The 25,969-nt window shown below is 71.7% G+C and carries 25 protein-coding genes and 1 pseudogene; 17 read left to right on the top strand and 9 right to left on the bottom strand.

The window, feature by feature from the left end; genetic code table 11:
• Positions 1-34 precede the first annotated feature (34 nt).
• From AB0878_RS02285 to AB0878_RS02275, 3 genes are all read left to right on the top strand, one after another.
• Positions 35-631, top strand: a complete 597-nt coding sequence (locus tag AB0878_RS02285) for a response regulator transcription factor (protein ID WP_020662719.1) — start codon at positions 35-37, stop codon at positions 629-631.
• A gap of 420 nt (positions 632-1,051) precedes the next feature.
• Positions 1,052-1,624 carry a sigma-70 family RNA polymerase sigma factor gene (locus AB0878_RS02280; RefSeq protein WP_220247347.1) on the top strand — a complete coding sequence of 191 codons (573 nt, stop codon included), beginning with the start codon at positions 1,052-1,054 and terminating at the stop codon, positions 1,622-1,624.
• Positions 1,625-1,678: 54 nt separating this feature from the next.
• Positions 1,679-2,617, top strand: coding sequence for an anti-sigma-D factor RsdA (locus tag AB0878_RS02275; RefSeq protein WP_366575965.1), 939 nt, complete (start codon positions 1,679-1,681; stop codon positions 2,615-2,617).
• 375 nt (positions 2,618-2,992) lie between these two features.
• Here AB0878_RS02275 and AB0878_RS02270 read toward each other — a convergent pair whose 3' ends face one another.
• Positions 2,993-3,388: a DUF5319 domain-containing protein gene (locus AB0878_RS02270; protein ID WP_220247349.1), complete on the bottom strand. Its 396-nt coding sequence runs from the start codon at positions 3,386-3,388 to the stop codon at positions 2,993-2,995.
• A gap of 129 nt (positions 3,389-3,517) precedes the next feature.
• On the opposite strand from AB0878_RS02270, the gene guaB reads away from it, so the two are divergent.
• From guaB to AB0878_RS02255, 3 genes and pseudogenes are all read left to right on the top strand, one after another.
• Positions 3,518-5,029, top strand: a complete 1,512-nt coding sequence (gene guaB / locus AB0878_RS02265; RefSeq protein ID WP_360597460.1) for an IMP dehydrogenase — start codon at positions 3,518-3,520, stop codon at positions 5,027-5,029.
• Positions 5,030-5,254: 225 nt separating this feature from the next.
• Positions 5,255-5,554 (top strand): annotated as a pseudogene (locus tag AB0878_RS02260) (DUF3574 domain-containing protein); the annotation flags it as partial.
• A gap of 77 nt (positions 5,555-5,631) precedes the next feature.
• Positions 5,632-6,129, top strand: a complete 498-nt coding sequence (locus tag AB0878_RS02255; RefSeq protein WP_366575690.1) for a hypothetical protein — start codon at positions 5,632-5,634, stop codon at positions 6,127-6,129.
• On the opposite strand, the gene AB0878_RS02250 is transcribed toward AB0878_RS02255, so the two are convergent.
• Positions 6,032-7,309, bottom strand: a complete 1,278-nt coding sequence (locus AB0878_RS02250) for an MFS transporter (RefSeq protein WP_366575689.1) — start codon at positions 7,307-7,309, stop codon at positions 6,032-6,034. The genes AB0878_RS02255 and AB0878_RS02250 overlap by 98 nt on opposite strands.
• A gap of 181 nt (positions 7,310-7,490) precedes the next feature.
• Here AB0878_RS02250 and AB0878_RS02245 point away from each other — a divergent pair, with 181 nt between their 5' ends.
• On the top strand, positions 7,491-8,630 hold the full coding sequence (locus tag AB0878_RS02245) for a GuaB3 family IMP dehydrogenase-related protein (RefSeq protein ID WP_366575687.1): 1,140 nt from the start codon (positions 7,491-7,493) through the stop codon (positions 8,628-8,630).
• 78 nt (positions 8,631-8,708) lie between these two features.
• Here AB0878_RS02245 and AB0878_RS02240 read toward each other — a convergent pair whose 3' ends face one another.
• The gene (locus tag AB0878_RS02240) at positions 8,709-9,290 is read right to left on the bottom strand and encodes a GNAT family N-acetyltransferase (protein ID WP_366575963.1); all 582 of its coding nucleotides are present in this window, start codon (positions 9,288-9,290) and stop codon (positions 8,709-8,711) included.
• 172 nt (positions 9,291-9,462) lie between these two features.
• On the opposite strand from AB0878_RS02240, the gene AB0878_RS02235 reads away from it, so the two are divergent.
• The 5 genes from AB0878_RS02235 to AB0878_RS02215 are packed head-to-tail and all read left to right on the top strand — an operon-like array spanning position 9,463 to position 14,596.
• Entirely contained in the window at positions 9,463-11,169 is a 1,707-nt protein-coding gene (locus AB0878_RS02235) for a GMC family oxidoreductase (protein WP_366575685.1), read from the top strand.
• A 32-nt stretch (positions 11,170-11,201) separates the two neighbouring features.
• Positions 11,202-11,894: a maleylpyruvate isomerase family mycothiol-dependent enzyme gene (locus tag AB0878_RS02230; RefSeq protein WP_366575683.1), complete on the top strand. Its 693-nt coding sequence runs from the start codon at positions 11,202-11,204 to the stop codon at positions 11,892-11,894.
• A gap of 56 nt (positions 11,895-11,950) precedes the next feature.
• Positions 11,951-12,502: a hypothetical protein gene (locus AB0878_RS02225; RefSeq protein ID WP_366575681.1), complete on the top strand. Its 552-nt coding sequence runs from the start codon at positions 11,951-11,953 to the stop codon at positions 12,500-12,502.
• 37 nt (positions 12,503-12,539) lie between these two features.
• A complete protein-coding gene (locus tag AB0878_RS02220; RefSeq protein WP_366575679.1) occupies positions 12,540-13,073 on the top strand; it encodes a hypothetical protein in 534 nt (177 codons plus the stop codon).
• A gap of 59 nt (positions 13,074-13,132) precedes the next feature.
• Positions 13,133-14,596, top strand: a complete 1,464-nt coding sequence (locus AB0878_RS02215; protein ID WP_366575677.1) for an FAD-dependent oxidoreductase — start codon at positions 13,133-13,135, stop codon at positions 14,594-14,596.
• Between the two features lie 3 nt (positions 14,597-14,599).
• On the opposite strand, the gene AB0878_RS02210 is transcribed toward AB0878_RS02215, so the two are convergent.
• Complete coding sequence (locus AB0878_RS02210; protein WP_366575676.1) at positions 14,600-16,045, bottom strand: aldehyde dehydrogenase family protein; 1,446 nt, start codon at positions 16,043-16,045, stop codon at positions 14,600-14,602.
• Positions 16,046-16,118: 73 nt separating this feature from the next.
• Entirely contained in the window at positions 16,119-17,153 is a 1,035-nt protein-coding gene (locus AB0878_RS02205; protein ID WP_366575674.1) for a zinc-dependent alcohol dehydrogenase family protein, read from the bottom strand.
• A 137-nt stretch (positions 17,154-17,290) separates the two neighbouring features.
• Between AB0878_RS02205 and AB0878_RS02200 the strand changes: the two genes are divergently transcribed.
• Positions 17,291-17,902 carry a rhomboid family intramembrane serine protease gene (locus tag AB0878_RS02200; protein WP_366575672.1) on the top strand — a complete coding sequence of 204 codons (612 nt, stop codon included), beginning with the start codon at positions 17,291-17,293 and terminating at the stop codon, positions 17,900-17,902.
• 54 nt (positions 17,903-17,956) lie between these two features.
• Here the strand turns inward: AB0878_RS02200 and AB0878_RS02195 are convergent, their stop codons facing one another.
• The gene (locus AB0878_RS02195) at positions 17,957-18,505 is read right to left on the bottom strand and encodes a DinB family protein (protein ID WP_366575670.1); all 549 of its coding nucleotides are present in this window, start codon (positions 18,503-18,505) and stop codon (positions 17,957-17,959) included.
• 142 nt (positions 18,506-18,647) lie between these two features.
• On the opposite strand from AB0878_RS02195, the gene guaA reads away from it, so the two are divergent.
• Positions 18,648-20,204: a glutamine-hydrolyzing GMP synthase gene (guaA, locus tag AB0878_RS02190; RefSeq protein WP_366575668.1), complete on the top strand. Its 1,557-nt coding sequence runs from the start codon at positions 18,648-18,650 to the stop codon at positions 20,202-20,204.
• Between the two features lie 62 nt (positions 20,205-20,266).
• On the opposite strand, the gene AB0878_RS02185 is transcribed toward guaA, so the two are convergent.
• Positions 20,267-20,479 (bottom strand): hypothetical protein, encoded by a 213-nt coding sequence (locus tag AB0878_RS02185; RefSeq protein ID WP_366575667.1) that lies wholly within the window; start codon positions 20,477-20,479, stop codon positions 20,267-20,269.
• Positions 20,472-21,779 (bottom strand): PspC domain-containing protein, encoded by a 1,308-nt coding sequence (locus tag AB0878_RS02180; protein WP_366575665.1) that lies wholly within the window; start codon positions 21,777-21,779, stop codon positions 20,472-20,474. The genes AB0878_RS02185 and AB0878_RS02180 overlap by 8 nt, the downstream gene beginning before the upstream one ends.
• Positions 21,780-22,072: 293 nt before the next feature.
• Here AB0878_RS02180 and AB0878_RS02175 point away from each other — a divergent pair, with 293 nt between their 5' ends.
• Both AB0878_RS02175 and AB0878_RS02170 read left to right on the top strand, forming a co-directional pair.
• Positions 22,073-23,317, top strand: a complete 1,245-nt coding sequence (locus tag AB0878_RS02175) for a PspC domain-containing protein (protein WP_366575961.1) — start codon at positions 22,073-22,075, stop codon at positions 23,315-23,317.
• 7 nt (positions 23,318-23,324) lie between these two features.
• Complete coding sequence (locus tag AB0878_RS02170) at positions 23,325-24,032, top strand: response regulator transcription factor (RefSeq protein ID WP_255638645.1); 708 nt, start codon at positions 23,325-23,327, stop codon at positions 24,030-24,032.
• Here the strand turns inward: AB0878_RS02170 and AB0878_RS02165 are convergent.
• Positions 24,029-24,949, bottom strand: coding sequence for a DMT family transporter (locus AB0878_RS02165; protein ID WP_366575662.1), 921 nt, complete (start codon positions 24,947-24,949; stop codon positions 24,029-24,031). The genes AB0878_RS02170 and AB0878_RS02165 overlap by 4 nt on opposite strands.
• A gap of 105 nt (positions 24,950-25,054) precedes the next feature.
• On the opposite strand from AB0878_RS02165, the gene AB0878_RS02160 reads away from it, so the two are divergent.
• Positions 25,055-25,957 carry a LysR family transcriptional regulator gene (locus AB0878_RS02160; protein ID WP_366575660.1) on the top strand — a complete coding sequence of 301 codons (903 nt, stop codon included), beginning with the start codon at positions 25,055-25,057 and terminating at the stop codon, positions 25,955-25,957.
• The last annotated feature ends 12 nt before the right edge of the window (positions 25,958-25,969 follow it).

The raw sequence follows: 25,969 nt of genomic DNA, 5'->3' as shown, positions 1-25,969 counted from the left end.
GTGGAATGTCACCCGGCTGCAGGAAGGAAACCCCGTGACGACGGTCTTGATCTGCGACGACCGACGCAGTGTCCGCGAAGGGCTCACCCGTGTGATGTCCGCGGTCCCAGGGGTCAGTCGCATCGACTGCGTAGCGCACGGTGACGAGCTGCTGGCCCGGTACACCCGTCAGCCGGTCGACGTCGTGCTGGTCGGGACGCAGCGCGCGGTCCCGACGGGCGTCGAAGCCACTCGGCGGCTCGTCTCCGCGAACCCCCAGGCGAACGTCATCGTCTTCGGTGCCCCCGACGACGCCGGCAGCATCGCCGCCGCCATCGCCGGCGGTGCCCGCGGCTACCTCCGCTGGGACGCCTCGCGCCCCGAGCTGGTCGCCGCACTGGCCCACACGCTCGCCAGCACCTCGGTGCCGGCGCCGCGCCAGCCGTCGGACCCCGGCGTGCAGCTCACCGAGCGCGAGCTGCAGGTGCTGCGCGGCATGAGCCAGGGCAAGAGCAACGGCCAGATCGGCCGTGAGCTGTACCTGTCCGAGGACACGGTGAAGACGCACGCGCGGCGGCTGTTCCGCAAGCTCGGCGTCCGCGACCGCGCCCAGGCCGTGGCCCACGGTTTCCGCCGTGGCCTCGTGTCCTGAAGCCAAGTAACTGCTAGACCACGCTCTGCGTGACAGGTTGTCCGTTCTGATGCCACGGTGACGACGGGCCAGGGTTGCCGCCCTGGCCCGTACCTGTGTCCTCGGGTCTTGACCTGTGTCATCGGTGACGGATGTGTCACCTGTCACGTTCGTCGCCTTCGTCCCCACCGCTCGGGCAGGCTCCCAGCCGGCGCCACCCTCCCGGGCAGCAAGCCGTACCCCGCAGGTCAGCCGCTCGTTGGTCCTCTGATCGAGGTGTGCGGTGCGGCCGGGTCCACGACGCGGCACGCCGGTGACCACCTCTGGCGGTTGTCGGAGAGGTCGCCGACGGTACGGTAACTGTCACCGGCGGGCGGGGCACGATGACCACGCGCCGGATTCTTTGCACGCCTACACGTAACACTGGGACTGTTGTCTGCGATGGCCAATGTGGGGGATGGACTGGATGAGCCGGTCGCCGCTGCCGTAGAGGGAGATCCTCAGGCGGTGGACCGGCTACTGGCGGCCATCCGCCCCCTGGTAGTGCGGTATTGCCGTGCTCGGGTTGGCAGGCAGGAGCGTTCGTTCGCTTCGGCAGACGATGTTGCGCAGGAGGTGTGTCTCGCGGTGCTCACGGCATTGCCTTCGTACCGTGAACAAGGCCGCCCGTTCCTGGCTTTCGTCTACGGGATCGCCCAGCACAAGGTGGCCGACGCGCACCGCGCGGCGGCCCGCAACCGGGCTGAGCCGGTGGCCGAGGTCCCCGACGAGGTCGAGGTCGGCGTCGGTCCGGAGCAGCGCGCGTTGCAGGGCGAGCTGAACGAGCGGATGGCACAGCTGCTGCAGGTGCTCCCCGACAAACAGCGCGAGATCGTCGTGCTGCGCGTCGTGGTGGGCTTGTCGGCGGAAGAGACCGCGGAGGCCGTCGGGTCGACGCCGGGTGCCGTTCGAGTGGCCCAGCACCGAGCGCTTGCCCGCCTGCGTAAGGTGCTCGCCGCCGAGGAGGTGATCTGAGTGACTGATCACGACGACGATCGTGACCTGTCGCCGTCCGCGTTCACGAGCGGCATGACGGCCTACGACCCGGAAGCCGACGGTGACCTCACGGCCATCCAGGCCGACGACGCGCTGCTCGACGCGCTCGGAGGCACGGACCCGGCCATCGCCGACGGGCTCGGTGACCAGGAGCTCAACGCGCTGCTGCTCGCGTGGCGCCGCGACATCGACAGCGAGCCGCTGGCCGAGCTGGTCGACGTCGACACCGCCGTCACCACCGTGAAGACCGCTTCGCTCGCACGCAAACGCGCCGACCGCAGCCGCCGGCGCCGCATCCTGGTGCCGGTCGCCGCCGCGTGCGCCGCGGTGGCCATCGCGTTCGCCGGCACCGGCCTCGCCGCCCGCGACGCCCAGCCGGGCGACACGCTGTGGGGCCTGACCAAGGTCCTCTACACCGACCACGCCCACTCGGTCGAAGCCGCCGCCGCGGCGAAGCTCGACCTCGAGAAGGCCAACCTCGCCCTGGCCGACAACCGCCTCGCCGACGCCCGCAAGGCCCTCGACGACGCGCAGGCCGCCCTGAACCAGGTCACCGACGACGAGAACCGCGACCAGCTGCTGGAGCAGCACCGCCAGCTCGCCGCCCAGCTCGGTGACCCGATCGCGCCCACCACGGGGGGCCAGAACCCGCCGAACAACCCGGCCACGCCGCCGCCGGCCAACAACCCGGCCAGCACGGCGTCGCAGCAGCCGAGCGGCCAGCCGACGTCCCTGCCCGGCACCGGCTCCACCAGCCAGCCGGACACGACCAGCGTCGTACCGCCGCCTCCGCCTCCGCCGCCCCCGGACACCACCACCGTCACGCCGCCGCCGTCCACGACGCCCACCGACGTCACGGGCAACGACCCCGGCAGCGGCAGTGGCAGCCCCCGCAACGAGTCCTCGGAAAGCGGGACGGTCGGCGGCCAGAACAGCGTCGGCGGCCAGAGCAACACGTCGGAGAACCCGTAAGGCTCAGCATCGAAAAACGCCCTGGCTCAGGCCGGGGCGTTTTTCGTGAGCGGGTGTTGCCGGCAGGGGTGGGCGACCGGTTGTCCACAGAGTTGCCAAGTTGTGGACAGCTTCGCGCTTCGGCGGCTTGAACAGCGGTTTTGTCGGGGGTGGCCGATAGACTGGGCTGGGGATGGCCCCCTGGGAGGGCGGGCTGCGTCCTTGCTGCCGCGTCTGGTCAGAAGCCCCGGGCTCCCACCCGCAGCGGCAAACCCGAGAACAGCCGAACCGCCCCGGTGACACGAAGGTCACCAGGGTCGTTCGAGCGCGGGCCACCGAGACGAGAACGGCCCTGGTGAGCAGTCTCACCAGGGCCGTTCAGCGCAGCCGCAAAGCTCAGTACGCGCTCTCGTTCGCCGTCACGCCGTCGGCGAAGCCGCGGCAGTAGTCCCAGCTCACGTAGTCGCCGGGGTTCGGGTCGAAGGCCGGTTCGTGGGGGCGCATGCGGCCGTCCGCGAGGAGCTGTTCGAGGCTGGCGCGCAGGAGGTGCCAGTCGTGGTAGTGGGGTTCGTCGCATTCGCCGCAGTCCACGACGATGCCGCGGACGCCGCGAGGCTCCAGGAGGGCTTGGTACACCGCCAGGTCGGAGAGGTCGGCCAGCAGCTCGGTGCGTTCGTCCGGGCTGATGGGCTCGTCCAGCTGGTCTTCGGGGTCGAGGAACGCCCGGGCCGGGTCGTCCGGGTCGTCCGCGAAGGGGTCGGGGGGCAACACGTCGTGCGGCACGGCCTGCACGGTACCCGCCGTGTGGCGCCCGTCCCCACCCACCCGGGTCAGGGGCGGAGCCCGGATATCATGAGGGGAAGGCTCAGCCAGCCCCTCGGCCAGATCGCTCACCCCCGCCAGGAAGGCCCTTCGCCCGCTATGACCAGCGAAAGCATCACCGCCCCCGTGCCCAGCAAGTTCGCGATGCTGGGCCTGACCTTCGACGACGTGCTGCTTCTGCCGGCCGAATCCGACGTGGTGCCCAGCGGGGTCGACACCAGCACCCGCCTCACGCGCAACATCACCCTCAACGTTCCCCTGGTCTCCGCCGCCATGGACACCGTCACCGAGGCCCGCATGGCGATCGCCATGGCGCGCCAGGGTGGCATCGGCGTGCTGCAGCGCAACCTGCCGATCGACGAGCAGGCCGCCGCCGTCGAGGTGGTGAAGCGGTCCGAAGCCGGCATGGTCACCGACCCGGTCACCTGCTCGCCCGACGACACGCTGGCCGAGGTCGACGCCCTCTGCGCCCGCTTCCGCATCTCGGGCGTCCCCGTGACCGACGCGTCCGGCTCGCTCGTGGGCATCATCACCAACCGCGACATGCGGTTCGAGGTGGACTACACGCGTCTGGTCAGCGACGTCATGACGAAGGCGCCGCTGATCACCGCGCAGGTCGGCGTCACGGCCGACGCGGCCCTCGGCCTCCTGCGCCGGCACAAGATCGAGAAGCTGCCGATCGTCGACGGCGCGGGCAAGCTCCGCGGCCTGATCACGGTCAAGGACTTCGTGAAGACCGAGCAGTACCCCAACGCCACCAAGGACACCGACGGCCGCCTGATCGTCGGCGCGGCCGTGGGCGTCGGCGCCGACGGGCACAAGCGCGCGATGACGCTGGCCGAGGCCGGCGTCGACGTGCTGATGGTCGACACCGCCCACGGCCACTCCCGCGCCGTCGTCGAGACCGTGAAGCTGCTGAAGAAGGAGCTGGGCGACACCGTCGACATCGTCGGCGGCAACGTCGCCACGCGCGCGGGCGCTCAGGCGCTCGTCGACGCGGGCGTGGACGGCGTGAAGGTCGGCGTCGGCCCGGGCTCGATCTGCACCACGCGCATCGTCGCCGGTGTCGGCGTGCCGCAGATCTCCGCGATCTACGAGGCCGACCAGGCCTGCCGCCCGGCCGGCATCCCGGTGATCGGCGACGGCGGCATCCAGTACTCCGGCGACATCGCCAAGGCCATCGCGGCCGGCGCGTCGACCGTGATGCTGGGCAGCCTGCTCGCCGGCACCGCCGAGTCGCCCGGCGACCTGATCCTCGTCGGCGGCAAGCAGTTCAAGGTCTACCGCGGCATGGGCTCGCTCGGTGCGATGCAGTCGCGCGGCCAGGGCAAGTCGTACTCCAAGGACCGCTACGCGCAGGACGACGTGCTCAACGAGGACAAGCTCGTCCCGGAGGGCATCGAAGGCCGCATCCCATTCCGCGGGCCGCTCGCCAACGTCGTGCACCAGCTCGTCGGCGGCCTGCGCGCGGGCATGGGCTACGCGGGCGCCGAGACGATCCCGCAGCTGCAGGAGGCGCAGCTCGTCCGCATCACCGCGGCCGGGCTGAAGGAGAGCCACCCGCACGACATCACGATGACCGTCGAGGCCCCGAACTACTCCGCGCGGTAACTCGTTCGGATCTTCCGGACATCCCGCCCGTCCCGGCACACTTCGAGACGTTGATCTTTCTCGGAGGGGGCGGGCGGGATGTCCATTTCACGACGGGTTGTGCTGATGGTCACGACGGCGGCGGCACTGCTGGGCGCAGGTGGGGGAGCGGCGGTGGCTGCGCCGGCCAATGCCCCCGCGCCCGCGACCGCTGATCGCGGCGACGTCTAAAAACGCACCGAGCTCTACTTCGGCACGGGCAAGCCGGACGGCGGCGTGGTCAGCGAAGCGGACTTCGCCGACTTCACCGCGAAGGACGTCACCCCGCGCTTCCCTGACGGCTTCACCCAGCTCGAAGGCACGGGCCAGTACCGGATCGCGTCGGGTGAGATCACGCGCGAGCACTCGATCGTCCTCGTGATCCTGTACCCGTTCGACGATCGCGACGCCGACACCGACCTCGAGCAGATCCGCACGGACTACAAGAAGCTGTTCCAGCAGGAGTCGGTGCTGCGAACGGATTCCGTGGAGCGCGTCTCCTTCTGACACGGATTCCGGGCCCCCGAACGCTGAGCGGCATTTGTCCCCTCACGGCGACGGCCGCGGTGCGGCTGAGTGGTGCGGTGAAAGCGGATCGTCTCGCCGAGTTGTTCGTGGTCGTCGTCGGCTTCGCCATGCCGGCGGCCGTCGGGGCCGGCGTCGTGGTTCAGGTCGCCGGGCCGTCGCACGTCGAGGCGGCCCACGTCGTGAGCTGCGACGAGGTGCGCGACCCCGACAACCCGCCCACGCGCTACGTCCTGCGGTTCCTCACGGCGGGCGGCGAGAACGTCGACATGCTGAGCGTGGATCCGGCGCTCGACACCCGCGTCGGCACCGCCGTGGAGCTCACGCGCTCGAACCGGTCCGGCGCGGTGCGCGAGGTGCGCCGCGGCGACGAGGTGGTCGGGGTGCGCACGTCGTCGTTGATCGGGCCGGTGTGGGGTGGCCTGGTCGGGGTGATCGTGCTGGCCTACGCGGTGTTCCTCATGGTGCGGGGCGGGAAACGGGCGCTGCCGGTGTCGCTCGCGGTGGGCCTGCTTTCCGCGGTCGCGGGGGCCGTGGCGGGCGCGACGTTGTTCTGACCCGCCAGAGCAGCACGGGCGTGGCCAGCATCAGCAGCCCAGCCAGGCCGATCGCTTCGCGCGTGCCGAGCCACGCGCCGAGCGCACCCCACACCAGCGTCAGCGCGGCCCGCGTCGCGCCGCCGGTGATGCTCCACGCCGACAGCACGCGGGCGGCGCGCGAGGTTTCCGTCTCCTGCAACCGGTAGGTGGCGGACACCGGGTTGAAGATGCCGATGGTGAGGATCAGCCCGAACTCCACGAGCATCACGAACCCCAGCCCGGCGAGCCCACGCGGGGTGAACCCGAGCGCCACCGGCCAGATCACGCGCAGCGTCCCGGTGACCAGCAGCACGCGGTCCGGGCCGAAGCGCGCGGTGATGCGGCGCGACAGCCGTGAGCCGAGCAGCCCGCCCAGGCACGGCACGCCGAACGCCAGCCCGTACTGCCACGCCGCGAACCCGAGCTCGCGCAGGAGCAGGACCGCGAGCAGGGGCGAGGTCGCCATGATCAGGCCGTTCACCAGCGTGGTGTTGAGGAACAACGCGCGCAGCCGCGGGTGACCGAGGATGTAGTGCCAGCCGTCGAGCACGTCCCTGGTCCGGACTGTCGCCGGACGCGCGGTGGGCGGCGGCTCGGGCGTGCGGATGGCGCCGATCGCGAGCGCGGACAGCAGGTAGCTCACGCTGTCGAGCACCACCGTCGTGAGTGGTCCGAACACGCCGATCAACGCCCCGCCCGACGGCGGCCCGACGGCGGTGGCGGTCCACTGCGTCGATTCGAACCGGCCGTTGGCCACGAGCAGGTCCTCGCCGGTGGCCAGGCCCTTGAGGTAGGCGCCGCTGGCCGCGGTGAACACGATGTCCGCGGCCGCCACAACCACCGACACGGCCACGAGCTGCCCGAACGTGAGCCCGCCGAGCGCGTACCCGAGCGGCAGGGTGAGCAACGCGACGAACCGCAGGAGGTCCATCGCGACCAGCACCGGTCGTTTGCGCCGGAACTCCACCCACGGCCCGAGCGGCACGGCGATCAGCGCGCCGACGGCCAGGCCCGCCGCGGCGAGCACCGAGACCTCGGTGGTGCTGCTGTGGAGCACCGTCACGGCGATGAACGGGAACGCGTCGAGCGCGAGCCACGTGCCCGCGGTGCTCGTGGCGTATGCGAGCCACAACCTCCGGAAGTCCTGCCCCAGCGCCACTCTCGTCCCCCTGTCGTCGTCCGACGCATCCAACAGCGCGCGAAACGGCGGTGGCAAACAACCTCGTGACGTGGTGCACAACCTGCGGTTGTTCGCCCTCGAAAGAGGCCCCGTGCGTTGGTCACCCACGCGGACTAGCGACAATGGACGACGTTGTCGTCGGTGCGAGAAGGGACATCACGTGCGGGATCTGGTCGAGATCGGGATGGGTCGCACCGCTCGGCGGGCGTATGACCTCGATGACGTGGAGATCGTGCCCTCGCGGCGCACGCGGTCGTCGTCGGTGGTGTCGACCTCGTGGCAGATCGACGCGTACCGCTTCGACCTGCCGCTGGTCACGCACCCGACCGACGCCATCGTGTCGCCGGGCACGGCCGTCGCGATCGGTGAGCTGGGCGGCCTGGGCGTGCTCAACGCCGAGGGCCTGTGGGCGCGCCACGCCAACGTCGAGGACGCCATCTTCCGGCTGGTCCGCGCCGCGGAGGACACCGAGGACCCCACGGCCGTCGTCCGTGAGCTGCAGGAGCTGCACGCCGCGCCGGTCCGGCTCGACCTGCTGAGCGAGGCGATCAAGACCGTCCGCGAGTCGGGCGTCACGGTGGCCGCGCGCGTGAGCCCGCAGCACGCCGCCGAGCTCACCCCCGACCTGCTGGCCGCCGGCGTCGAGATCCTCGTGGTGCAGGGCACGATCATCTCCGCCGAACACGTGGAGCGCGACGCGGAACCGCTCAACCTCAAGGAGTTCATCGGCCGCCTCGACGTGCCCGTGATCGCCGGCGGCGTGAGCGACTACCGCACGGCCATGCACCTCATGCGCACCGGCGCGGCGGGCGTGATCGTCGGCCACGGCTACACCCCGGGCGTCACCAGCACCGACCGCGTGCTCGGCATCGGTGTCCCCATGGCCACCGCCATCGTCGACGCCGCGGCCGCCCGCCGCGACTACCTCGACGAGACCGGCGGCCGCTACGTCCACGTCCTCGCCGACGGCGGCATGACCACCTCGGGCGACATCGCCAAGGCCATCGCCTGCGGCGCCGACGCCGTGATGCTCGGCGCGCCCCTGGCGACCGCCTCCGACGCCCCCGGCCAGGGCCTCTACTGGACCGCCGCCGCGGCCCACCCGTCGCTGCCCCGCTCGCGCGTCGTGGCCGGCCCGGACTCCGACTACGCGGTGGACCTGAAGACGCTGCTCTTCGGCCCATCGTCCGACGCCGAGGGCGTGGTGAACCTCTTCGGCGCGCTGCGCCGCGCGATGGCGAAGACGGGGTACTCGGACCTGAAGGAGTTCCAGCGGGTCGGGCTGACGGTCCGCCGCTGATCGTTCGCTTGCCGAGGCCCCCGCGTCGTGGACGTGGGGGCCTCTTTCACGACCTCAGGCTTTCACGACTTCAGGCTTTCAGGACGCTGTGCGGGACGCCCAGTGCCGACCGCGCCTCGGGGTGCGCCAATGCCGTCCGCGCTCGGGACGCAGGGGACCGCGCCGCTGGTGCGCAGCGAACCGGGCCGCGGTGAGTCCCATCAGGACGGGATACCGCACCTCCCCGAGGCGCAGCTCGGTGTCGCGTGGCCGGCCCTCCTCGCGGAAGCCGAGTTCTCCGTGCAGCGCAAGGGAAGCGAAGTTGGCGCCGTTCACGCTCACCACGCACTCGCGGTAGCCGCGCTGCTCGAACATGACCGTGAGCAGCACGGTGACGGCGTCGGCGGCGTACCCGCAACGGCGGTGCTGCGGGCCGATCCCGATGCCGTAGCTGAAGCGGCGCGTCGCCGGATCGGCCTGGATCCACATGGACCCGACCACGGCCCGGCTGTGCCACGCCTCGATGGCGAAGTGGAAGTCGTCGCCGGAGTCGGCGACCCGGCCGCGGTGCGCGGCCCAGTGCCGATAGCCGCCGAGGCGCAGGTCGTGGCCACGCGCCGCGTCGCGGTCGAACCCGGCGAGCACGCGGTGGTCGGCGGGGCGGATCTTGCGCAGGCGCACCTTCAAGCCGGTCTGGCTCGCCTCGCCGGCCCGTCGCCGGGCTCGGACCGAATTCACCGTCATCGGCGGGCATCGTATCGGTTGGCCGAGTCCGGCTTCCGCGGTTCGGCCATGTAACCGGCGAGTAACTTACCTCTGGTCAGAAGGACATCCCCGGGTTACGCTCGGACCTGTGACTGCCAGTAACACCACCACAGCGCAGGGCGGGCCCGACTACGACGTCGTCGTGGTGGGGTCCGGGTTCGGGGGCAGCGTGGCGGCGCTGCGGCTCACCGAGAAGGGCTACCGCGTCGCCGTGGTGGAGGCGGGGCGGCGGTTCGCGGACGACGAGTTCGCGAAGACGTCGTGGGACCTCAAGCGGTACCTGTGGGCGCCGCAGCTCGGGTGTTTCGGCATCCAGCGCATCCACATGCTCAACGACGTGATGGTGCTGGCCGGCGCGGGCGTCGGTGGTGGGTCGCTGGTGTACGCGAACACGTTGTACCGCCCGCTGAAGCCGTTCTACGCCGACCGCCAGTGGGCGCACATCACCGACTGGGAGGCGGAGCTCGCGCCGCACTACGACCAGGCGAGCCGGATGCTCGGGGTGGTCACGAACCCGACGCTGACGCCGTCCGACGTGGTGATGCGCGACGTCGCCAAGGACATGGGTGTGGGCGAGTCGTTCCACCCGACGCCGGTGGGCGTGTACTTCGGCAAGCCCGGCGAGACCGTGCGCGACCCGTTTTTCGGCGGCGCCGGGCCCGACCGCGTCGGCTGCACCGAGTGCGGCGCCTGCATGACGGGCTGCCGCGTCGGCGCGAAGAACACGCTGGTCAAGAACTACCTCTACCTCGCCGAGCAGGACGGGGCCAAGGTCATCCCGCTGACGACCGTCTCGTCGGTCGAGCCGGTGGGCGACGGCTACCGCGTGACGTTGCAGAAGACCGGCACGCGCTCGAAGCGCTTCAGCACCACCGTGACGGCGGGCCAGGTCGTGTTCGCCGCGGGCACGTGGGGCACGCAGAACCTGTTGCACCGCATGAAGGACACGGGTGCGTTGCCGCGGCTGTCGCGTCGGCTCGGCGAGCTGACGCGCACGAACTCCGAGGCGATCATCGGCGCCGCGCGCACCGCGGTCGACTCCGCGCGCGACTTCAGCCGCGGCGTGGCGATCACGTCGTCGATCCACCCCGACGAGAACACCCACATCGAGCCCGTGCGCTACGGCAAGGGCAGCAACGCGATGAGCCTGCTGCAGACCGTCGCCACCGACGGCGCTTCGCCGGTGCCGCGCTGGCGCCAGGCGCTGACGTTCCTGGTCAAGCACCCGCTGCAGTCCGCGAAGCTGCTCAACGGCTACCGCTGGAGCGAACGCACCGTGATCCTGCTGGTGATGCAGAGCCTCGACAACTCCATCACCACGTACACGCGGCCCGGGCTCTTCGGGCGGCGCAAGTACACGTCGAAGCAGGGTCACGGCGAGCCCAACCCGAGCTTCATCCCGGCCGGGCACGAGGCCAACGTCCGCACGGCCGAGCGCATCGGCGGGATGCCGGGCGGCACGTGGGGCGAGATCTTCGACATCCCGCTCACGGCCCACTTCATCGGCGGCGTGCCGATCGGCGACAGCGCGGAGTCCGGCGTGATCGATCCGTACCACCGGGTCTACGGCTACCCGGGACTGTCCGTTGTGGACGGTTCGGCGATCACGGCCAACCTCGGCGTGAACCCGTCGCTGACGATCACGGCGCAGGCCGAGCGGGCGTTCTCGTTCTGGCCCAACAAGGGTGAGGTTGACCAGCGACCGGCGCAGGACGCGGCGTACGCACGGTTGGACGCGGTGGCGCCGAAGAACCCGGCGGTTCCCTCCGACGCCCCGGCCGCGCTGCGCCGATAGCTCCCACGGCCGATAGCTCCTACGATCGCCGGGTGACGACAACGGCGTTGGCCCGCGTGAAGGAACTGCAGGACGAGTGGGCCGTGGTCATCGGCTCCCTCGACGAGACCGCGGTGCGCGCGCCGAGCGCGTTGCCCGGCTGGACGCGCGCGCACCTGCTCTCGCACCTGGCCCGCAACGCCGACGCCGTCGGCAACCTCCTGACCTGGGCGGCCACCGGTGTCGAGCACCCCATGTACGGCCCCGGCACCGCCCGCGACGACGACATCAACGCCGGCGCCACCCGCGGTGCCACCGAGATCCTCGCCGACGTCGTCACGTCGGGGGAGCGGCTCGTGGACCTGGCCGCTTCGCTGCCGGACCACGCGTGGACCGCGCCCGTCCGCGGCCGCGGCGGCCAGGCCATCACCGGCGCCGATGCCCTCACACTGCGCCTCGCGGAGACCACCATCCACCTCGTCGACCTCGACGCCGGCCACGACTTCACCAGCGCGTGCTCCCTGCTGGGCGACTACGTCGACGACGTCGTGACCAACATGATCAACATGTACCTCGGCGACCTGCCCCCGATCCGCCTCACCGACGGCACCCACACGTGGACCATGGCCGACGGCTCCGCCGGCCTCGTCACGGGCACCCCCGGCGACCTCCTGGCGTGGCTGTCGGGCCGCGGCCCCGGCGCCGCGCTGGACGGCCCCGTGCCGGAGTTCAAGTCCCTGGTGTGAGGCGGTTTTTCCCGTTGTGCTTGGCTTTGCCGGGTACTGGGGAAGGGACGGCTTTCGTGCGCTGGTCTTCGGTTGCGGCTGTGCTGGCCGCGGTGGTGGTTTCGGGCTGCTCGGCGACCCCGCCTGCTCCCGCTCCTTCGCCGGCGTCGTCCTCGCCGGTGGACAACACCGCCTACCACTGGGTGGGCGAGTTCTGCAGCGGCCCGTCGGCAGCTCTGCTGTCGCTGAAGAACACCGGCTTCAACGACATCCCGTACGCGGCGATGGTCGACGCCACCACCGCCGAGCGGCAGCAGGCCCAGCAGGACGCGCTCCAGAACCTGACCACCCTGGCGCAGGTGGTGAAGACCAACGCGGCCCACGTCGCGAGCGCCCCGCCGAGCTCTGCCCGCGACCGCCTGACCGGCGTGTACGCCCAGCTGCGGGACGATCTCACCCGGATCCAGCAGCGCGTCGCCCAGCTGTCGCCCTCCGCCGCCGCGACGTTCGGCCCCCAGCTCCAGACCGACGCCGGCCAGGTCCACACCTCCTTCGAAGCGGCGCGCCAGGTCTTCGCCGCGGAACCCGCGACGGGCCGCTTCCTGCGCGACTACGCGGTCTGCTCCTAGAAAGGCTCGGCTCGTGCGGCGGTTCTCACTCCTCGTTGTGTCGGTCGCGTTGACGGTCTCGGGCTGCGCGGCCGCCCCGCCGGCCGCTCCCGCCCCGTCGAAGCCGGCGGCTCCGACCCTGTCCCCGGCCGAAGAGCTGGCCTCACACTGGGTGGGCGCTTTCTGCAGCGGGCTCCGGGATTCGCGGACGGCGCTGCGGAACCTCGGCGCCCAAGCGGTCAACACCCACGGTGATCCCGCTCAACGTCAGCAGGACCAGCAGACCGCCGCGCGGCTCACGGCGGCCATGGTCCAGATCGTGCACGACAACGAGGCGAAGGTCGCCGCCGCCCCGGCGAGCCCCGCGCGCGACCGGCTGTCCGCGACCTACGGCAAGCTCGAAGCCGCACTCACCCAGGCCCAACGGCACGCGGACCAGCTGTCGGCCACCGACAGCAGCACCTTCGGCGACGCCGTCGAGGCGATCAGCACCGAGGTCGAAGCGGCACTGCAAACCGCCAGGGCGACCCTCGCGAAGGACCCGGCCACCAAGCGGTTCATGGCTCAAGCCGGGACCTGCTTGCTGAGCTGACCGACACTCGCTCGGGCGATCCGATGAACCACCCCGCTGTCCGGAACGTCTGATCAAACATGACTGTCGGGAGAAGGACGTTGCTGCGGGCCGCCGGGCTCGCCACCCTCGGTGCGGTGGCCGCCGCGTGTGCGCCGGGCTCGGCGCCGACCGGGCAGCCACCGGCGACGGCCACGCCGACCAAGACGACACCGGTGCCGCCGACGTCGACGAAGCCGTCCGGACCGCCGGACTGGAACGCGTTGAGGAGCAAGCTCAGCGGCGACCTCCTGCTGCCCACCGACAGCGGGTTCGCCACGGCCAAGCGGGGCTTCAACCCGCTCTTCGACGGCCACACCCCGGCCGCCGTGGCGAAGGTGCGCAAGCCGGAAGACGTGCAGGCCTGCTTCGAAGCCGCCGCGCAACGGCTGCCGATCGCCGCCCGCAGCGGGGGACACAGCTACGCCGGTTACTCGGTGCCCGACGGCGGCCTGATCGTCGACGTCGGCGGCATGTCGAGCGTCCAGGTCCAGGGCGACCAGGTCGTGATCGGCGCCGGGGCAAGGCTGGGCGACGTCTACGCGGCGCTCGCCAAGGCCGGCCGCTGCCTGCCCGCCGGCTCGTGCCCGACGGTCGGCATCGCCGGGCTCACGCTCGGCGGCGGCATCGGCGTCGTGGCGCGCAAGTACGGCCTCACCTGCGACCACCTCGTCTCCGCCCAGGTCGTGACCCCCGACGGCAAGCTGCGCACCGCCAGCGCGGACTCCGAGCCCGACCTGTTCTGGGCGCTGCGCGGCGGCGGGGGCGGCAACTTCGGCATCGTCACGTCGTTCACCTTCCGCACCGATCCCGCACCCGGGATCACGGTGTTCTCGCTGCACTTCCCGGGCGGCTCGGCCGGCGACGTGCTCGACGCGTGGCAGCAGTGGCTCCCGACGACGCCGCCCGAGCTCTGGTCGAACCTCGTCGTGTCCGGCGGCTCTCCGGTGGCGTGCCGGGTCGGCGGCGCGTTCGTCGGCGGCACCGCCGAGCTCAACTCCCTGCTGGGCAAGCTCAACGCGGCACCGTCCAGCCGCACGATGAAGAGCCTCAGCTACGGCGGCGCCATGAACTACTTCTCCGGCAGCTCCGCGCGCCAGACGTTCGTGGCCTCGTCGCGGATCATCACCGACCCGGTGGCGGGCGCGAAGGTGAGCGACCTCGCCGCCGGCCACAAGGGCATGGACCTGCTCATCGACGGCCTCGGCGGCGCGGTCGCCGACGTCGCCCCGGCCGACACCGCGTTCCCGCACCGCAAGGCGCTGGCCAGCATCCAGGTCTACGCGCCGGCCACCACGGGCAATCACACGAGCGTCGCCAAGTCGGTGTCCACTGTGGTCAGCGGTCTCGCCGACGCGGGCGCGGGCGGCGGCTACGTCAACTACGTCGACCCCGCCATGCCCGACTGGAAAACCGCGTACTACGGCGACAACGCCGCCCGGCTCGACCAGGTCGCGAAGACCTACGACCCGGACGGCGTCCTCAAGTTCGCGCAGTCCGCTTGAGCCCTACAGATCCACCCCGGTGAACACCGTCACCCGCTCCTCGGTGAGGTCGTTCATCGCCGCCAGCACACCCTCACGTCCGACGCCCGAACCCTTCACGCCGCCGTACGGCATCTGGTCCGCGCGGTACGACGGCACGTCGCCGATGATCACGCCGCCCACCTCCAGCTCGGCCGACGCGTGGAACGCCAGCTGCACGTCGGAGGTGAACACGCCGGTCTGCAGCCCGTAGGCGGAGTCGTTGACGGCAGCGAAGGCCTGGTCGACACCGTCCACAACGGACACCGCCAGCACCGGCCCGAAGACCTCCTCCGACCACACGCGCGCTTCCGGCGGCACGTCCGTGAGCAGCGTCGGCGCGACCTGCGTGCCCTCGCGCGTGCCGCCCGTGAGCACCTTCGCGCCGGCCGCCACGGCCTCCTCGACCCACGCGATGATCCGCTCGGCCGCGGCCTCGTCGACGACCGGGCCGACGTCGGTGTTGCGGTCGTACGGGTCACCCGTCTGCTGGGCCTCCACGGCCTCCACCAGCGCGGGCACGAACTCCTCGGCCACCGCCGCGTCGACGATCACGCGCTGCACCGAGATGCACGACTGCCCGGCCTGGTAGTTGCCGAACGTCGCGATGCGCTGCGCTGCGCCCTCGGGGTCGGGCCAATCGCGCAGGACCACGGCCGCCGCGTTGCCGCCGAGCTCCAGCACCACGTGCTTGCGCGGCGCCGCGTCGGCGATCGACCAGCCGACGGGGCCGGAGCCGGTGAACGACACCACGGGCAGCCGCGGGTCGGCCACCAGCGCCTGCGTCGCCTCGTTTCCCAACGGCAGCACGGAAAACGCGCCGGCCGGCAGATCCGTCTCAGCCAGGATCTCGCCGAGGATGAGCGCTGACAACGGCGTGCGCGGCGCCGGCTTCACGATGATCGGCGCGCCGACCGCCAACGCCGGCGCGACCTTGTGCGCCACCAGGTTCAGCGGGAAGTTGAACGGCGAGATCCCCAGCACCGGCCCGCGCGGCACCCGCCGCGTGAGCGCCAGGCGCGCGTCGCCCGACGGGTCGGCGTCGAGCCGCTGCACGTCACCGCTGAACCGGCGGGCCTCCTCGGACGCGATGCGGAACACCGAAACCGCGCGATTGACCTCGGCTTCCGCCCACTTGAGCGGCTTGCCGTTCTCCGCGGTGATCACCTCGGCGATCTCCTCGGCCCGCATCCGCAACCCGCGCGAGACGTGCTCCAGTGCCGCCGCGCGCTCGTGCGCGGGGGAGCGGCGGAACTCCCGCGCGACCCCCGCGGCGGCCGCCACGGCGCGCTCCACCTGCTCCGCGCCGGGCACCGCCACGGTCGCCACTTCGCTGCCGTCGACCGGGTGCCGCACGACGAGGGTCTCGGCGCACTGCTCCGCCCGTCCGGCGACCCACGCGGGCCGCGGCTCCGGGGTGATCATGTCCATGCGTACCAAGGTATGGGGGCGCGGTGCGCGCCGCGTGAACCCCCACCCTTACGGGGCTCACGCGGCGCGTCGCTCACGGCTTGATGAGCACCTTCAGCGCCTCGCGGTCGGCCATCGCCTGGTACCCCGCCGGCACGTCGGACAGGCCGATCGTGCGGTCGAAGACCCGGCCCGGCTGGTAGCGGCCCTCGAGCACGTCGGGCAGCAGCTCCGGGATGTAGTGCCGCGCCGGGGCGACGCCGCCGGTGATGGTGACGTTGCGCATGAACACCGAGCGCCCGATCGGGCCCTCCGGGTACTGCGGCACGCCGACCCGGCTCAGCGCGCCGCCCGCGCGCACCACGCCCAGGCCCATCTCGAACGCCGGCTTCGTGCCCACGCACTCCAGCACGGTGTGCGTGCCGTGGCCACCGGTCAGCTCGCGCACCCGCGCGATGCCCTCCTCGCCGCGCTCGGCCACCACGTCGGTCGCACCGAACTCACGGCCGAGGTTCGTGCGGTCCTCGTGGCGGCCCATGAGCACGATGTGCTCGGCACCGAGGCGCTTCGCGGCCAGCACGGCGGACAGGCCCACCGCGCCGTCGCCGATCACGGTCACCGTCTTGCCCGCCGTGACGCCCGCGGTCACGGCCGCGTGGTGCCCGGTGGAGAACACGTCCGACAGCGTGAGCATCGAGGCGAGCAGGTCCTCGTCCTCGGTGTGCGGGAGCTTGACGAGAGTGCCGTCGGCCTGCGGCACGCGCACGGCCTCGCCCTGGCCTCCGTCGACGCCGTCGGCGCCCCACCCGCCGCCGTGCAGGCACGACGTCTGCAGCCCTTCGCGGCAGAACTCGCAGGTGTTGTCCGACCACACGAACGGCGCCACGACCAGGTCGCCCTTGCGCACGCTCGTCACGTCGGCACCGGTCTCCTCCACGATGCCGAGGAACTCGTGGCCGATCGGGCGGCCGTTCTCCTGCGCGGCCATGCCGCCGTACGGCCACAGGTCGCTGCCGCAGATGCAGGAGCGCAAGACGCGGACCACGGCGTCCGTCGCCTGGGCCACCTTCGGGTCGGCCACCGTCTCCACTCGGACGTCGCCGGCGCCGTAGATGAGTGTCGCTCGCATAAAGATCCTTTCCGGGTTTTCGCGTCTCACCTGTTCCGAGTCATCCGGGCCGGGATTCATTCCTCATGACGCATGCCCCGGCCCGGTCGTGACAAATGTCCGGGGTGCTCGCACGGGGCTCTCCCTACGTTCAGAGCATGACCAACCGGACCTCGGAACGCTGGCACAGCAACCCGTTCGTGGCCGTCTTCGACCGGATCGGCCCGCGCCGGGCACCCGTCCTCACGGGCGCGGTGTTCCTCGTCACGGCGGCGGCGCTCGTCGCTCAGCTCGCGGCGGCGGGGCTGCTCGAGCACGTCCGGCGCGACGGCGCGGCGATCGACGCCGGGCAGTGGTGGCGCTTGCTCACCGGCATGTTCTTCCAGGACGGCGGACTCGTCGGCGGCGTCTTCAACCTGGTGGTCCTGGCGATCTTCGGCACGCTGGCGGAAAGCTACTTCGGCCGCGTGCGCACGTTCGTCCTGTACTTCGGGTGTGGGCTGTTCGGCCAGTTCATGAGCTACGTCTGGCTGCAGCCCGTGGGCGCGGGCAACTCGATGTGCGTCGCGGGGCTCATCGGCGCGCTGGCCGTGGCGCTGCTGCGGGCGCCGGCGCGCCACGGCGTGCACCTGCCGACGCAGGTGCTCGTGGTGCCGATCCTCGTGGCACCGCTCGCGATCGTCGACACGCTCGTGCACGACAACCACGGCCTGCCCGCGTTGCTCGGCATGGTGCTGGGGTTCGCGCTCCTGCCGAAGGTGCGCGCCTAGCCCGGGGGTGCTGGGGGTACGACGGCCCGGTCGGGGGACCGGGCCGTCGTCGTGTCAGCGGTTGCGGTAGAGATCCCGCAGCAGCAGCACTTCCGCGCAGTGGTGGATGGTCTCGCGGTTGATGTGCAGCACGAGCGCGGCCATCGGGTACTCGGCGAACGGACCCTCGGCCTTGCCCACCGGACGCGCGAGCGCTTCGGCGTCGAGCCCCCGCACGCCCTTGATCCAGTTGTCGTACGCGGAGTCGAGCTGGTCGAGCGCCTCGGCCGCGGTGCCGGCGTAGGGGAAGGTCTCGTAGCTCATCGCCGGCCCGCCGAAGTGCGACGCGGCGCGCATGCCGAGCACCCCGACGATGATGTGCGACAGGCGCCACGAGATCGTCGTGACGGGCGGCGGCACCGGCTCCGGGTAGGCGAAGTCGACGGTGAAGTCCCCGGCTCCGGGCCCGTCCGGCTTCTCCGCACGCGGGCGCACGGTCCAGCAGTTCGGCACGGGCTGCCAGAAGTACTCGTCGTCCGTGAGCCCTTCCAGGCGCGAGCGCACGTGGTGCTGCCAGTGCCAGTCGAGCTGGTCGTGCAGTTCAGTGGTCCATGCGACAGTCATGGGGGAACCGTAAGACGCTTCGCGGACAGGTGCGGTCCTCATTCGGGGCCGGGTGACGGGGCGAGTTGCGGGGTGCGGGCGGCGTGACCCAGCCCACCTGGGACGATGGAGGCAAAAGCGCTCATTCGCCTGGAGGTCGTAGGTGGCCAATCCCACCGGTCCGGTACTTGTCGTCGACTTCGGGGCGCAGTACGCGCAGCTGATCGCCCGCCGCGTGCGCGAGGCACAGGTGTACTCCGAGGTCGTGCCGTCGAGCTCGACCGCCGAGGACCTGCTGGCCAAGAACCCGTCGGCGATCATCCTGTCGGGTGGCCCGTCGAGCGTCTACGCCGAGGGCGCTCCCGGCATGGACCCGAAGCTGGTCGAGGCCGGCGTGCCGATCCTCGGCATCTGCTACGGCCACCAGCTGCTCGCCCGCGCGCTCGGCGGTGTCGTCGAGCCGACCGGCGTGCGCGAGTTCGGCCGCACCGACGTGCGCGTGGTCGGCGAAGGCGGCCGGCTGCACGCCGGGCTGCCCGGCCACCAGACGGCGTGGATGAGCCACAACGACAGCGTCACCAAGGCGCCCGAGGGCTCCGTCGTCACCGCCAGCTCCGACGGCGCGGCCGTGGCCGGCTTCGAGGACGTGGACCGCGGCTTCGCCGGCGTGCAGTACCACCCGGAGGTGGCGCACTCGCCCCACGGGCAGGAGGTGCTGCGCCGGTTCCTGACCGAGATCGCGGGCATCAAGGCGCAGTGGACCACGTCGTCCATTGTGGACGAACAGGTCACGCGCATCGCCGAGCAGATCGGTGACGGGCGGGCGATCTGCGGCCTGTCCGGCGGCGTCGACTCGGCCGTCGCGGCGGCGCTGGTGCAGCGCGCGATCGGCGAGCGGCTCACGTGCGTGTTCGTGGACCACGGACTGCTGCGCGCGGGCGAGCGCACGCAGGTGGAGCAGGACTTCGTGGCAGCCACGGGCGTGAAGCTCGTGACCATCGACGCGCGCGAACGGTTCCTCGGTGCGCTCGCCGGCGTGACCGACCCGGAGGAGAAGCGCAAGATCATCGGCCGCGAGTTCATCCGCGTGTTCGAGCAGGCCGAGCGCGACCTGAAGGCGCAGGGCGACTACAAGTTCCTCGTGCAGGGCACGCTCTACCCCGACGTCGTCGAGTCCGGCGGCGGCGAGGGCACCGCGAACATCAAGAGCCACCACAACGTCGGCGGCCTGCCCGACGACCTGCAGTTCGAGCTCGTCGAGCCGCTGCGCCTGCTGTTCAAGGACGAGGTGCGCCGCGTGGGCCTCGAGCTGGGGCTGCCGGAGACGATCGTGCAGCGCCAGCCATTCCCCGGCCCGGGCCTGGGCATCCGCATCATCGGCGAGGTCACGGCCGACCGGCTCGAGACGCTGCGGGCGGCCGACGCCATCGCGCGCGAGGAGCTCACGTCCGCGGGCCTGGACCAGGAGATCTGGCAGTGCCCGGTGGTGCTGCTGGCCGACGTCCGCAGCGTCGGCGTGCAGGGCGACGGCCGTACCTACGGCCACCCCATCGTGCTGCGCCCGGTGTCGTCCGAGGACGCCATGACCGCCGACTGGACGCGGCTGCCGTACGAGGTGCTGGAACGCATCTCCACGCGCATCACCAACGAGGTGCCGGAGGTCAACCGCGTCGTCCTCGACGTGACGAGCAAGCCGCCGGGCACCATCGAGTGGGAATGACCTGAACGCGAAGGGCCCCGTCGGGATTCGACGGGGCCCTTCGCGTTGAGTGGTGCCGGGTGTCAGTACCGCTTGCGCCGCGAGGAAGCCGCCAGCAGCAGCACTCCGATGAACACCGCGCCGCCCGCGACGACCCAGCGGAAGTCGAAGGTGGGCAGCCAGCTGGCGCCGTCGGAGAGCACGTAACCCGAGACCAGCAGGGTCGCGAGGCCGACGATCAGGGTGATCACGTCCACGCCACGGCGGCGGGTCGGGATGTTCGAGTTGTCAGCCACGGAGCACCTCCACGCTACCGGCACCGTTGGTCACGTTCAGGGTGATCTTCTGCCCGCCCACACCGTCGTCGCCGAAGTCGGTGCCGGTGAGCGCGGGCCGGCCCACGCCGCTCGTGGAGCGGTCGAGGCAGTCGACGTCGCCGGCGGAGTTCTTGCAGGTGTAGGTGACGTCGGCCGTCGACGGCACGGTGATCCGGGTGTCGCCGGCGCCGTTGCTGACCGAGGTGGCGATCGGGTCGCCGGCCGGCAGCTGCGTCAGGTCGAGGTCGATGTCGCCCGCCGCGTGCTGGTACACCGGCTGCAGCTCGGACACCGAGTGCGGGGTCGCGTTGAGGTCGCCGACACCGCCGCGCAGGTCGATGCTGTTGAACGCGCTGGTCGTCATGATCATGCCGACGATCGCAAGCGGCAGCGCCAGTGCGATGAGCCCGCGGGAGCCGCGGACGAACGCGCCGGCCACCATGCCGATGCCGAGCACGCCGAGCACCAGGCCGATGATGTGGTGCACCGAGAACCAGTCGACGCCGTTGAGGTTCAGGGCCGCGCCCACGCCGGCCACGACCACGGCCGCCGCCATCGTCACCGAACCGATCTTCGACCGCGGCTGCCGCGGCTGCGAGGTGGGGTCGTTCGACTCGTAGTGGTAGGGGTTCTCCGGCGGCGTCGGGCCCGCCGGGTCCGGCAGGTCCCAGCCCGCCGGATCGGCGGCCAGCGGGTCCCAGCCGGGAGCGGCGGCGCCCATGGGCTCCGTCGTGGTGTCCGTCATCGTGAAGGCTCCGGTTCCGGGCACGGCCTGGGCCGTCTCATACGCGGGGTACGCGACGACCGGCGCCGGGCGGTTGTCCTGCCCGCGGCTGCGGTGCAGGAGGTAGAGGCTTGCCGAGAGCAGCGCGAACCCGATGAGGCCACCGCCGTCGAACCAGCCGTTGCCGAAGGTCCACCCCACCGCCGGGATCAACGCCAGCGTCAGGACCACGGCGAACGCCTTCGACATCGTCGAGCGCCCGCGGCCGATCATCGCCTCGAAGCCCGAGGTCTCGTCGCCCTCGCTCGGGAACAGCAGCCAGCCGAGCAGGTAGAACACCAGCCCGAAGCCGCCGAACACCATCGCCGCGACCAGCGCCACCCGGATCACGACCGGGTCGATGCCGTACCGGTTCCCCAGCCCCGCCGCGACCCCCGCGACCTTGCGTCCCGCGTGCGGCCGGCGTGGCCGGCTCACCCAGAAATCCTTCACCGTCTCCTCGAAGCCGTTGAAAGGATTCGACTTCGGGCTCGGCGCCTCGTTCGCACCACTCATAGGCCAAAGCATGCGCGGCCCGCGGCGTCGCCACATCGGGGACGTTCCCTGAGGTTTCCCCTGAGTGCCGCCGGTGTCCGGGTCGTGATCAGGGGCTTCCCCGATGTCAGAACCGCTCGCGGCGTGTGACGATGGACGGCGTGCAGGACTTCCTCGACCTCGGCGCCGCCGGGCAGGTGAGCGACCCGGCCCGGGGGCCGGTGCCGCCTGCCGTCATGACGGCCACCGCGGCTTCGCCGACCCCGGCGACTTCCGGGAGTTCCGAGGTCGGCGAGCGGGCCGGGCGGCCGAAGATGTACCGGCGCCGCAGCGGGCGGGCCGTGGCCGGTGTCGCGGGCGGGCTCGCGGACCACCTCGGGGTGCCCGTGGTGTGGGTGCGCACGGCGTTCGCGCTGCTCGCGGCCCTCAACGGCGCCGGCTTGCTCGCGTACGGGCTGCTCTGGGTCTTCGTGCCGCAGCAGGCCGAGGACACCGCCGAGGTCGACAGCAAGAAGCTGACGAAGGAACGTCAGCAGGCGTTCGGGCTCATCGCGCTGGGCATCGGCCTCGCGATCGCGAGCGGCACGCTCAGCGGCACCATCCGCGGCTGGGTCGCGGTGCCACTGGCCATCGCCATGCTCGGCGCGGCCGTGGTCTGGCGCGAGGCCGACGAATCGCAACGCCGGCGCTGGCGCACGGGGGCGCGCGACGGCGTCACGGGCGCGTTCGTGGGTGGCGGCGGCCGCAGCGCGGCGATCATCCGGATCCTCGCCGGCGTCGCGTTGGTGGCCACCGGCATCGGGGTCGTGGTCTTCCGCAGCGGCAGCTTCGACCAGGTCAAGTTCGCCCTCATCGCCGTGCTCGCCACGCTGGTGGGCGTGGCCGTGCTGACGATCCCGTTCTGGCTGCGCCTGGTCCGCGACCTCGGCGACGAGCGCCGTGCCCGCATCCGCACCGACGAGCGCGCCGAGATCGCCGCGCACCTGCACGACTCTGTGCTGCAGACGCTCGCGTTGATCCAGCGCCAGTCCGACCAGCCGCACGAGGTCGCGCGGCTGGCGCGGGGCCAGGAGCGCGAGCTGCGCGGCTGGCTCTACGGCCCCGGCGGCTACGGCAAGCCGAGCGACAAGAAGTCGAAGGAACAGGAAGAGGGCGCCGTCCCGCTGTCCGAGGCACTCGGCGCCGCGTGCGGCGAGGTCGAGGACACCTTCGCGATCTCCGTCAGCCAGGTCGTGGTCGGCGACGTCGAACTCAACGAACCCCTCACCGCCCTCGTCCAGGCGGCCCGCGAGGCGCTGGTCAACGCGGCCAAGCACGCCGGCGTCGACGAGGTCAGCGTGTACGCCGAGGTGGAGCCCACCGAGGTCACCGTCTTCATCCGCGACCGCGGCAAGGGCTTCGACCCCGACGTGGTCCCGGCCGACCGCCACGGCCTCGCCGACTCGATCCGCGGCCGCATGGAACGCCACGGCGGCACGTGCAAGCTGCGCACCGCGCCGGGCGAGGGCACCGAAGTCCAGCTGGCCATGCCGCTCAAAGCGGCCAAGGGCGCGGCGTGACGTCGCTATGCTCAGGCTGGGCGACAACGAGCGAGGGAGCAGCACGGTGACGGAGACCCAGCGCGAGCCGGTCAAGGTGTTCCTCGTGGACGACCACGCGCTCTTCCGCGCCGGGGTCCGCACGGAGCTCGACTCGATCACCGACGAGGTCCAGGTGGTCGGCGAGGCCGGTTCGGTGGCCGACGCCGTCGCCGGCATCGCGCGCACCAAGCCGCAGGTCGTGCTCCTCGACGTGCACATGCCCGACGGCGGTGGCGCCGAGGTGCTGCGCCGCGTGCGCCCGGAGCTGCCCGACGTCGTTTTCCTCGCGCTGTCGGTGTCCGACGCCGCCGAGGACGTGATCGCCGTGATCCGCGGCGGCGCGCGCGGCTACGTCACCAAGACCATCTCGTCCAAGGAACTCGTGCGCGCCATCGTCCGCGTGGCCGACGGCGACGCCGTGTTCTCCCCGCGCCTGGCCGGCTTCGTGCTCGACGCGTTCGCCGACCGTCCCGGCTCGGCCCCCATCAACGACCCCGAGCTTGACCTGCTCACCCCGCGCGAGCGCGACGTCCTGCGCCTGCTCGCGCGCGGCTACGCGTACAAGGAGATCGCGTCGGAGCTGTTCATCTCGGTCAAGACGGTGGAGACGCACGTGTCGAGCGTCCTGCGCAAGACCCAGCTGTCGAACCGCTACGAGCTCTCCCGCTGGGCCTCGGACCGCCGGCTCGTCTAGGCGGCGGGCTCCGCCGCCACCAGCGGCGCCGGGGCCTCGGTCTTCTTCTTCCGCTGCACCCGCGTGAGCGCGACGCCACCCAGCACCACGACCATGCCCGCGATCACGCGGAAGCTCAGCTGCTCGTGCAGGAAGATCGCGCCCAGGGCGACCGACACGATCGGGAGCAGGTAGCCGACCACCGAAGCCGCGACGGCGCCTTCGCTGGCCAGCAGCTGGTAGTTGAGGGCGAACGCGATCCCGGTGCCGCCGATGCCGAGGATCACCACGGCGAACGCGGCCAGCGGTGTCAGGTGGATCGGCGACAGCCCCCCGAACGGCATCACCAGCACGAGGAACCCGGCGGCGATCATCATCTGCCCGCCCGACAGCGCGTAGGGCGAGTCGCCGGTGTCCGAGAGGTAGCGGCCCTCGTAGACGAACGCGAAGCCGTAGCTCGCCGCCGCCGCGAGGCAGGCCAGCGCGCCCCAGCTCAGCAGACCCGACGCTTCCCAGGGCGCGAAGATCAGCAGGATCCCGGCCAGACCGACCACGAGCCCGGTCGCGCGCATCGCCGTCATCCGGCGCCGGACGCCGAGGAACGGCGCCACCACGAGCACCCACAGCGGCGTCGTCGAGTTCAGCACGCCCGTGATGCCGGAGTCCACAGTGGTCTCACCGATCGCGAAAAGCAGGAACGGCAACGCGTTGTGGAAGAACGCGGCCACGGTGAGGTGACGCCACGTGCGCTTGTCCGTCGGCAGCCGCCGGCGCCCGAGCCGGCACAGCGCCACGAGAACCACGGCGCCGAGCACCAGGCGCGCCAGCACCAGCTGCACCGGCGAGAACGCCGCGAGCCCCAGCTTGATCCAGAAGAAGCTCGAACCCCACATCAGTGCCAGCGCGGCAATCCTGAGCAGGGTCTTCGTCTCGCCCACCCCAGTTCCTCCTTCTCGGCCGAAGTCCAGCCTGACCCCGCCCAGACGTAAGGACAAGCGAAAATAACTGCAGGAACGCTTAAGCTCAGCTGTAGAATTCAGCGCATGCTCGACGTGCGGCGAATGCAGGTGCTGCGCGCGGTGATCACCAGCGGGTCGATCACCGCCGCGGCGCGGAACCTCGGGTACACCCCGTCGGCGATCAGCCAGCAGCTTTCGGTCCTCGAACGCGAGGCCGGCACCGAGTTGCTCGAACGCGTCGGCCGCGGCATCCGTGCCACGCCCGCAGGCGTGCTGCTGTCGGAGCACGCGGAGACGCTGAGTGCGGAGCTGGCGCGCGCCGAAGCCGCGTTGACCGAGCTCAAGGAGGGCCGCACCGGCAAGCTGGCCATCCGCTACTTCGCCACGGCTGGCGCGTCGGTGATCCCGCACGCCGTGGCCGCCGTCCGCCGCGAGCACCCCGGCGTGTGGCTCGACCTCAAGCTCGTCGACCCCGACGACCCGATGCCCGAGGTGGAGGAGGGCCGCGCCGACGTCGCGATCGTCGTCTTCCCGCGCCCCGCGCCGCCGGCGAAGGGGATCGAGCTCGTGCACCTGCTCGACGACCCGTACCGCGCGGTGCTGCCGCGCGCGCACCCGTTGGCGCGCAAGCGCGTGCTCGACCTGACCGACCTCGCCGACGAGCCGTGGGTGGGCGTGGACCCCATGCCCGGGATGTGCCGCGCGATCCTCGACGGCGCCTGCGCCTCGGCCGGGTTCGCGCCCAACATCGTGGTCGAATCGGAGGACTACCTCACGGCGCAGGGCTTCATCGCCGCCGGGCTCGGCGTGGGGCTGGTGCCGGAGCTCGGTGTCGGCACACCGCACCCGGGTGTGGTCGTGCGGCGGATCCGCAACCCCGAGCCGTGCCGGATCATCCAGGCCGCCATCGCCGCGCGGGCCGTGGGGAACCCGGCTGTCCGGACGCTGATCGACGCGATGCGTGAGGCGACGGCGAAGGTCGCCTGACGGCGCTTACGA

The organism is Amycolatopsis sp. NPDC047767, assembly GCF_040704195.1.
In the GTDB taxonomy this organism is placed as follows: Bacteria; Actinomycetota; Actinomycetes; order Mycobacteriales; family Pseudonocardiaceae; genus Amycolatopsis.
This window is presented reverse-complemented; position numbering and strand designations above follow the sequence as displayed.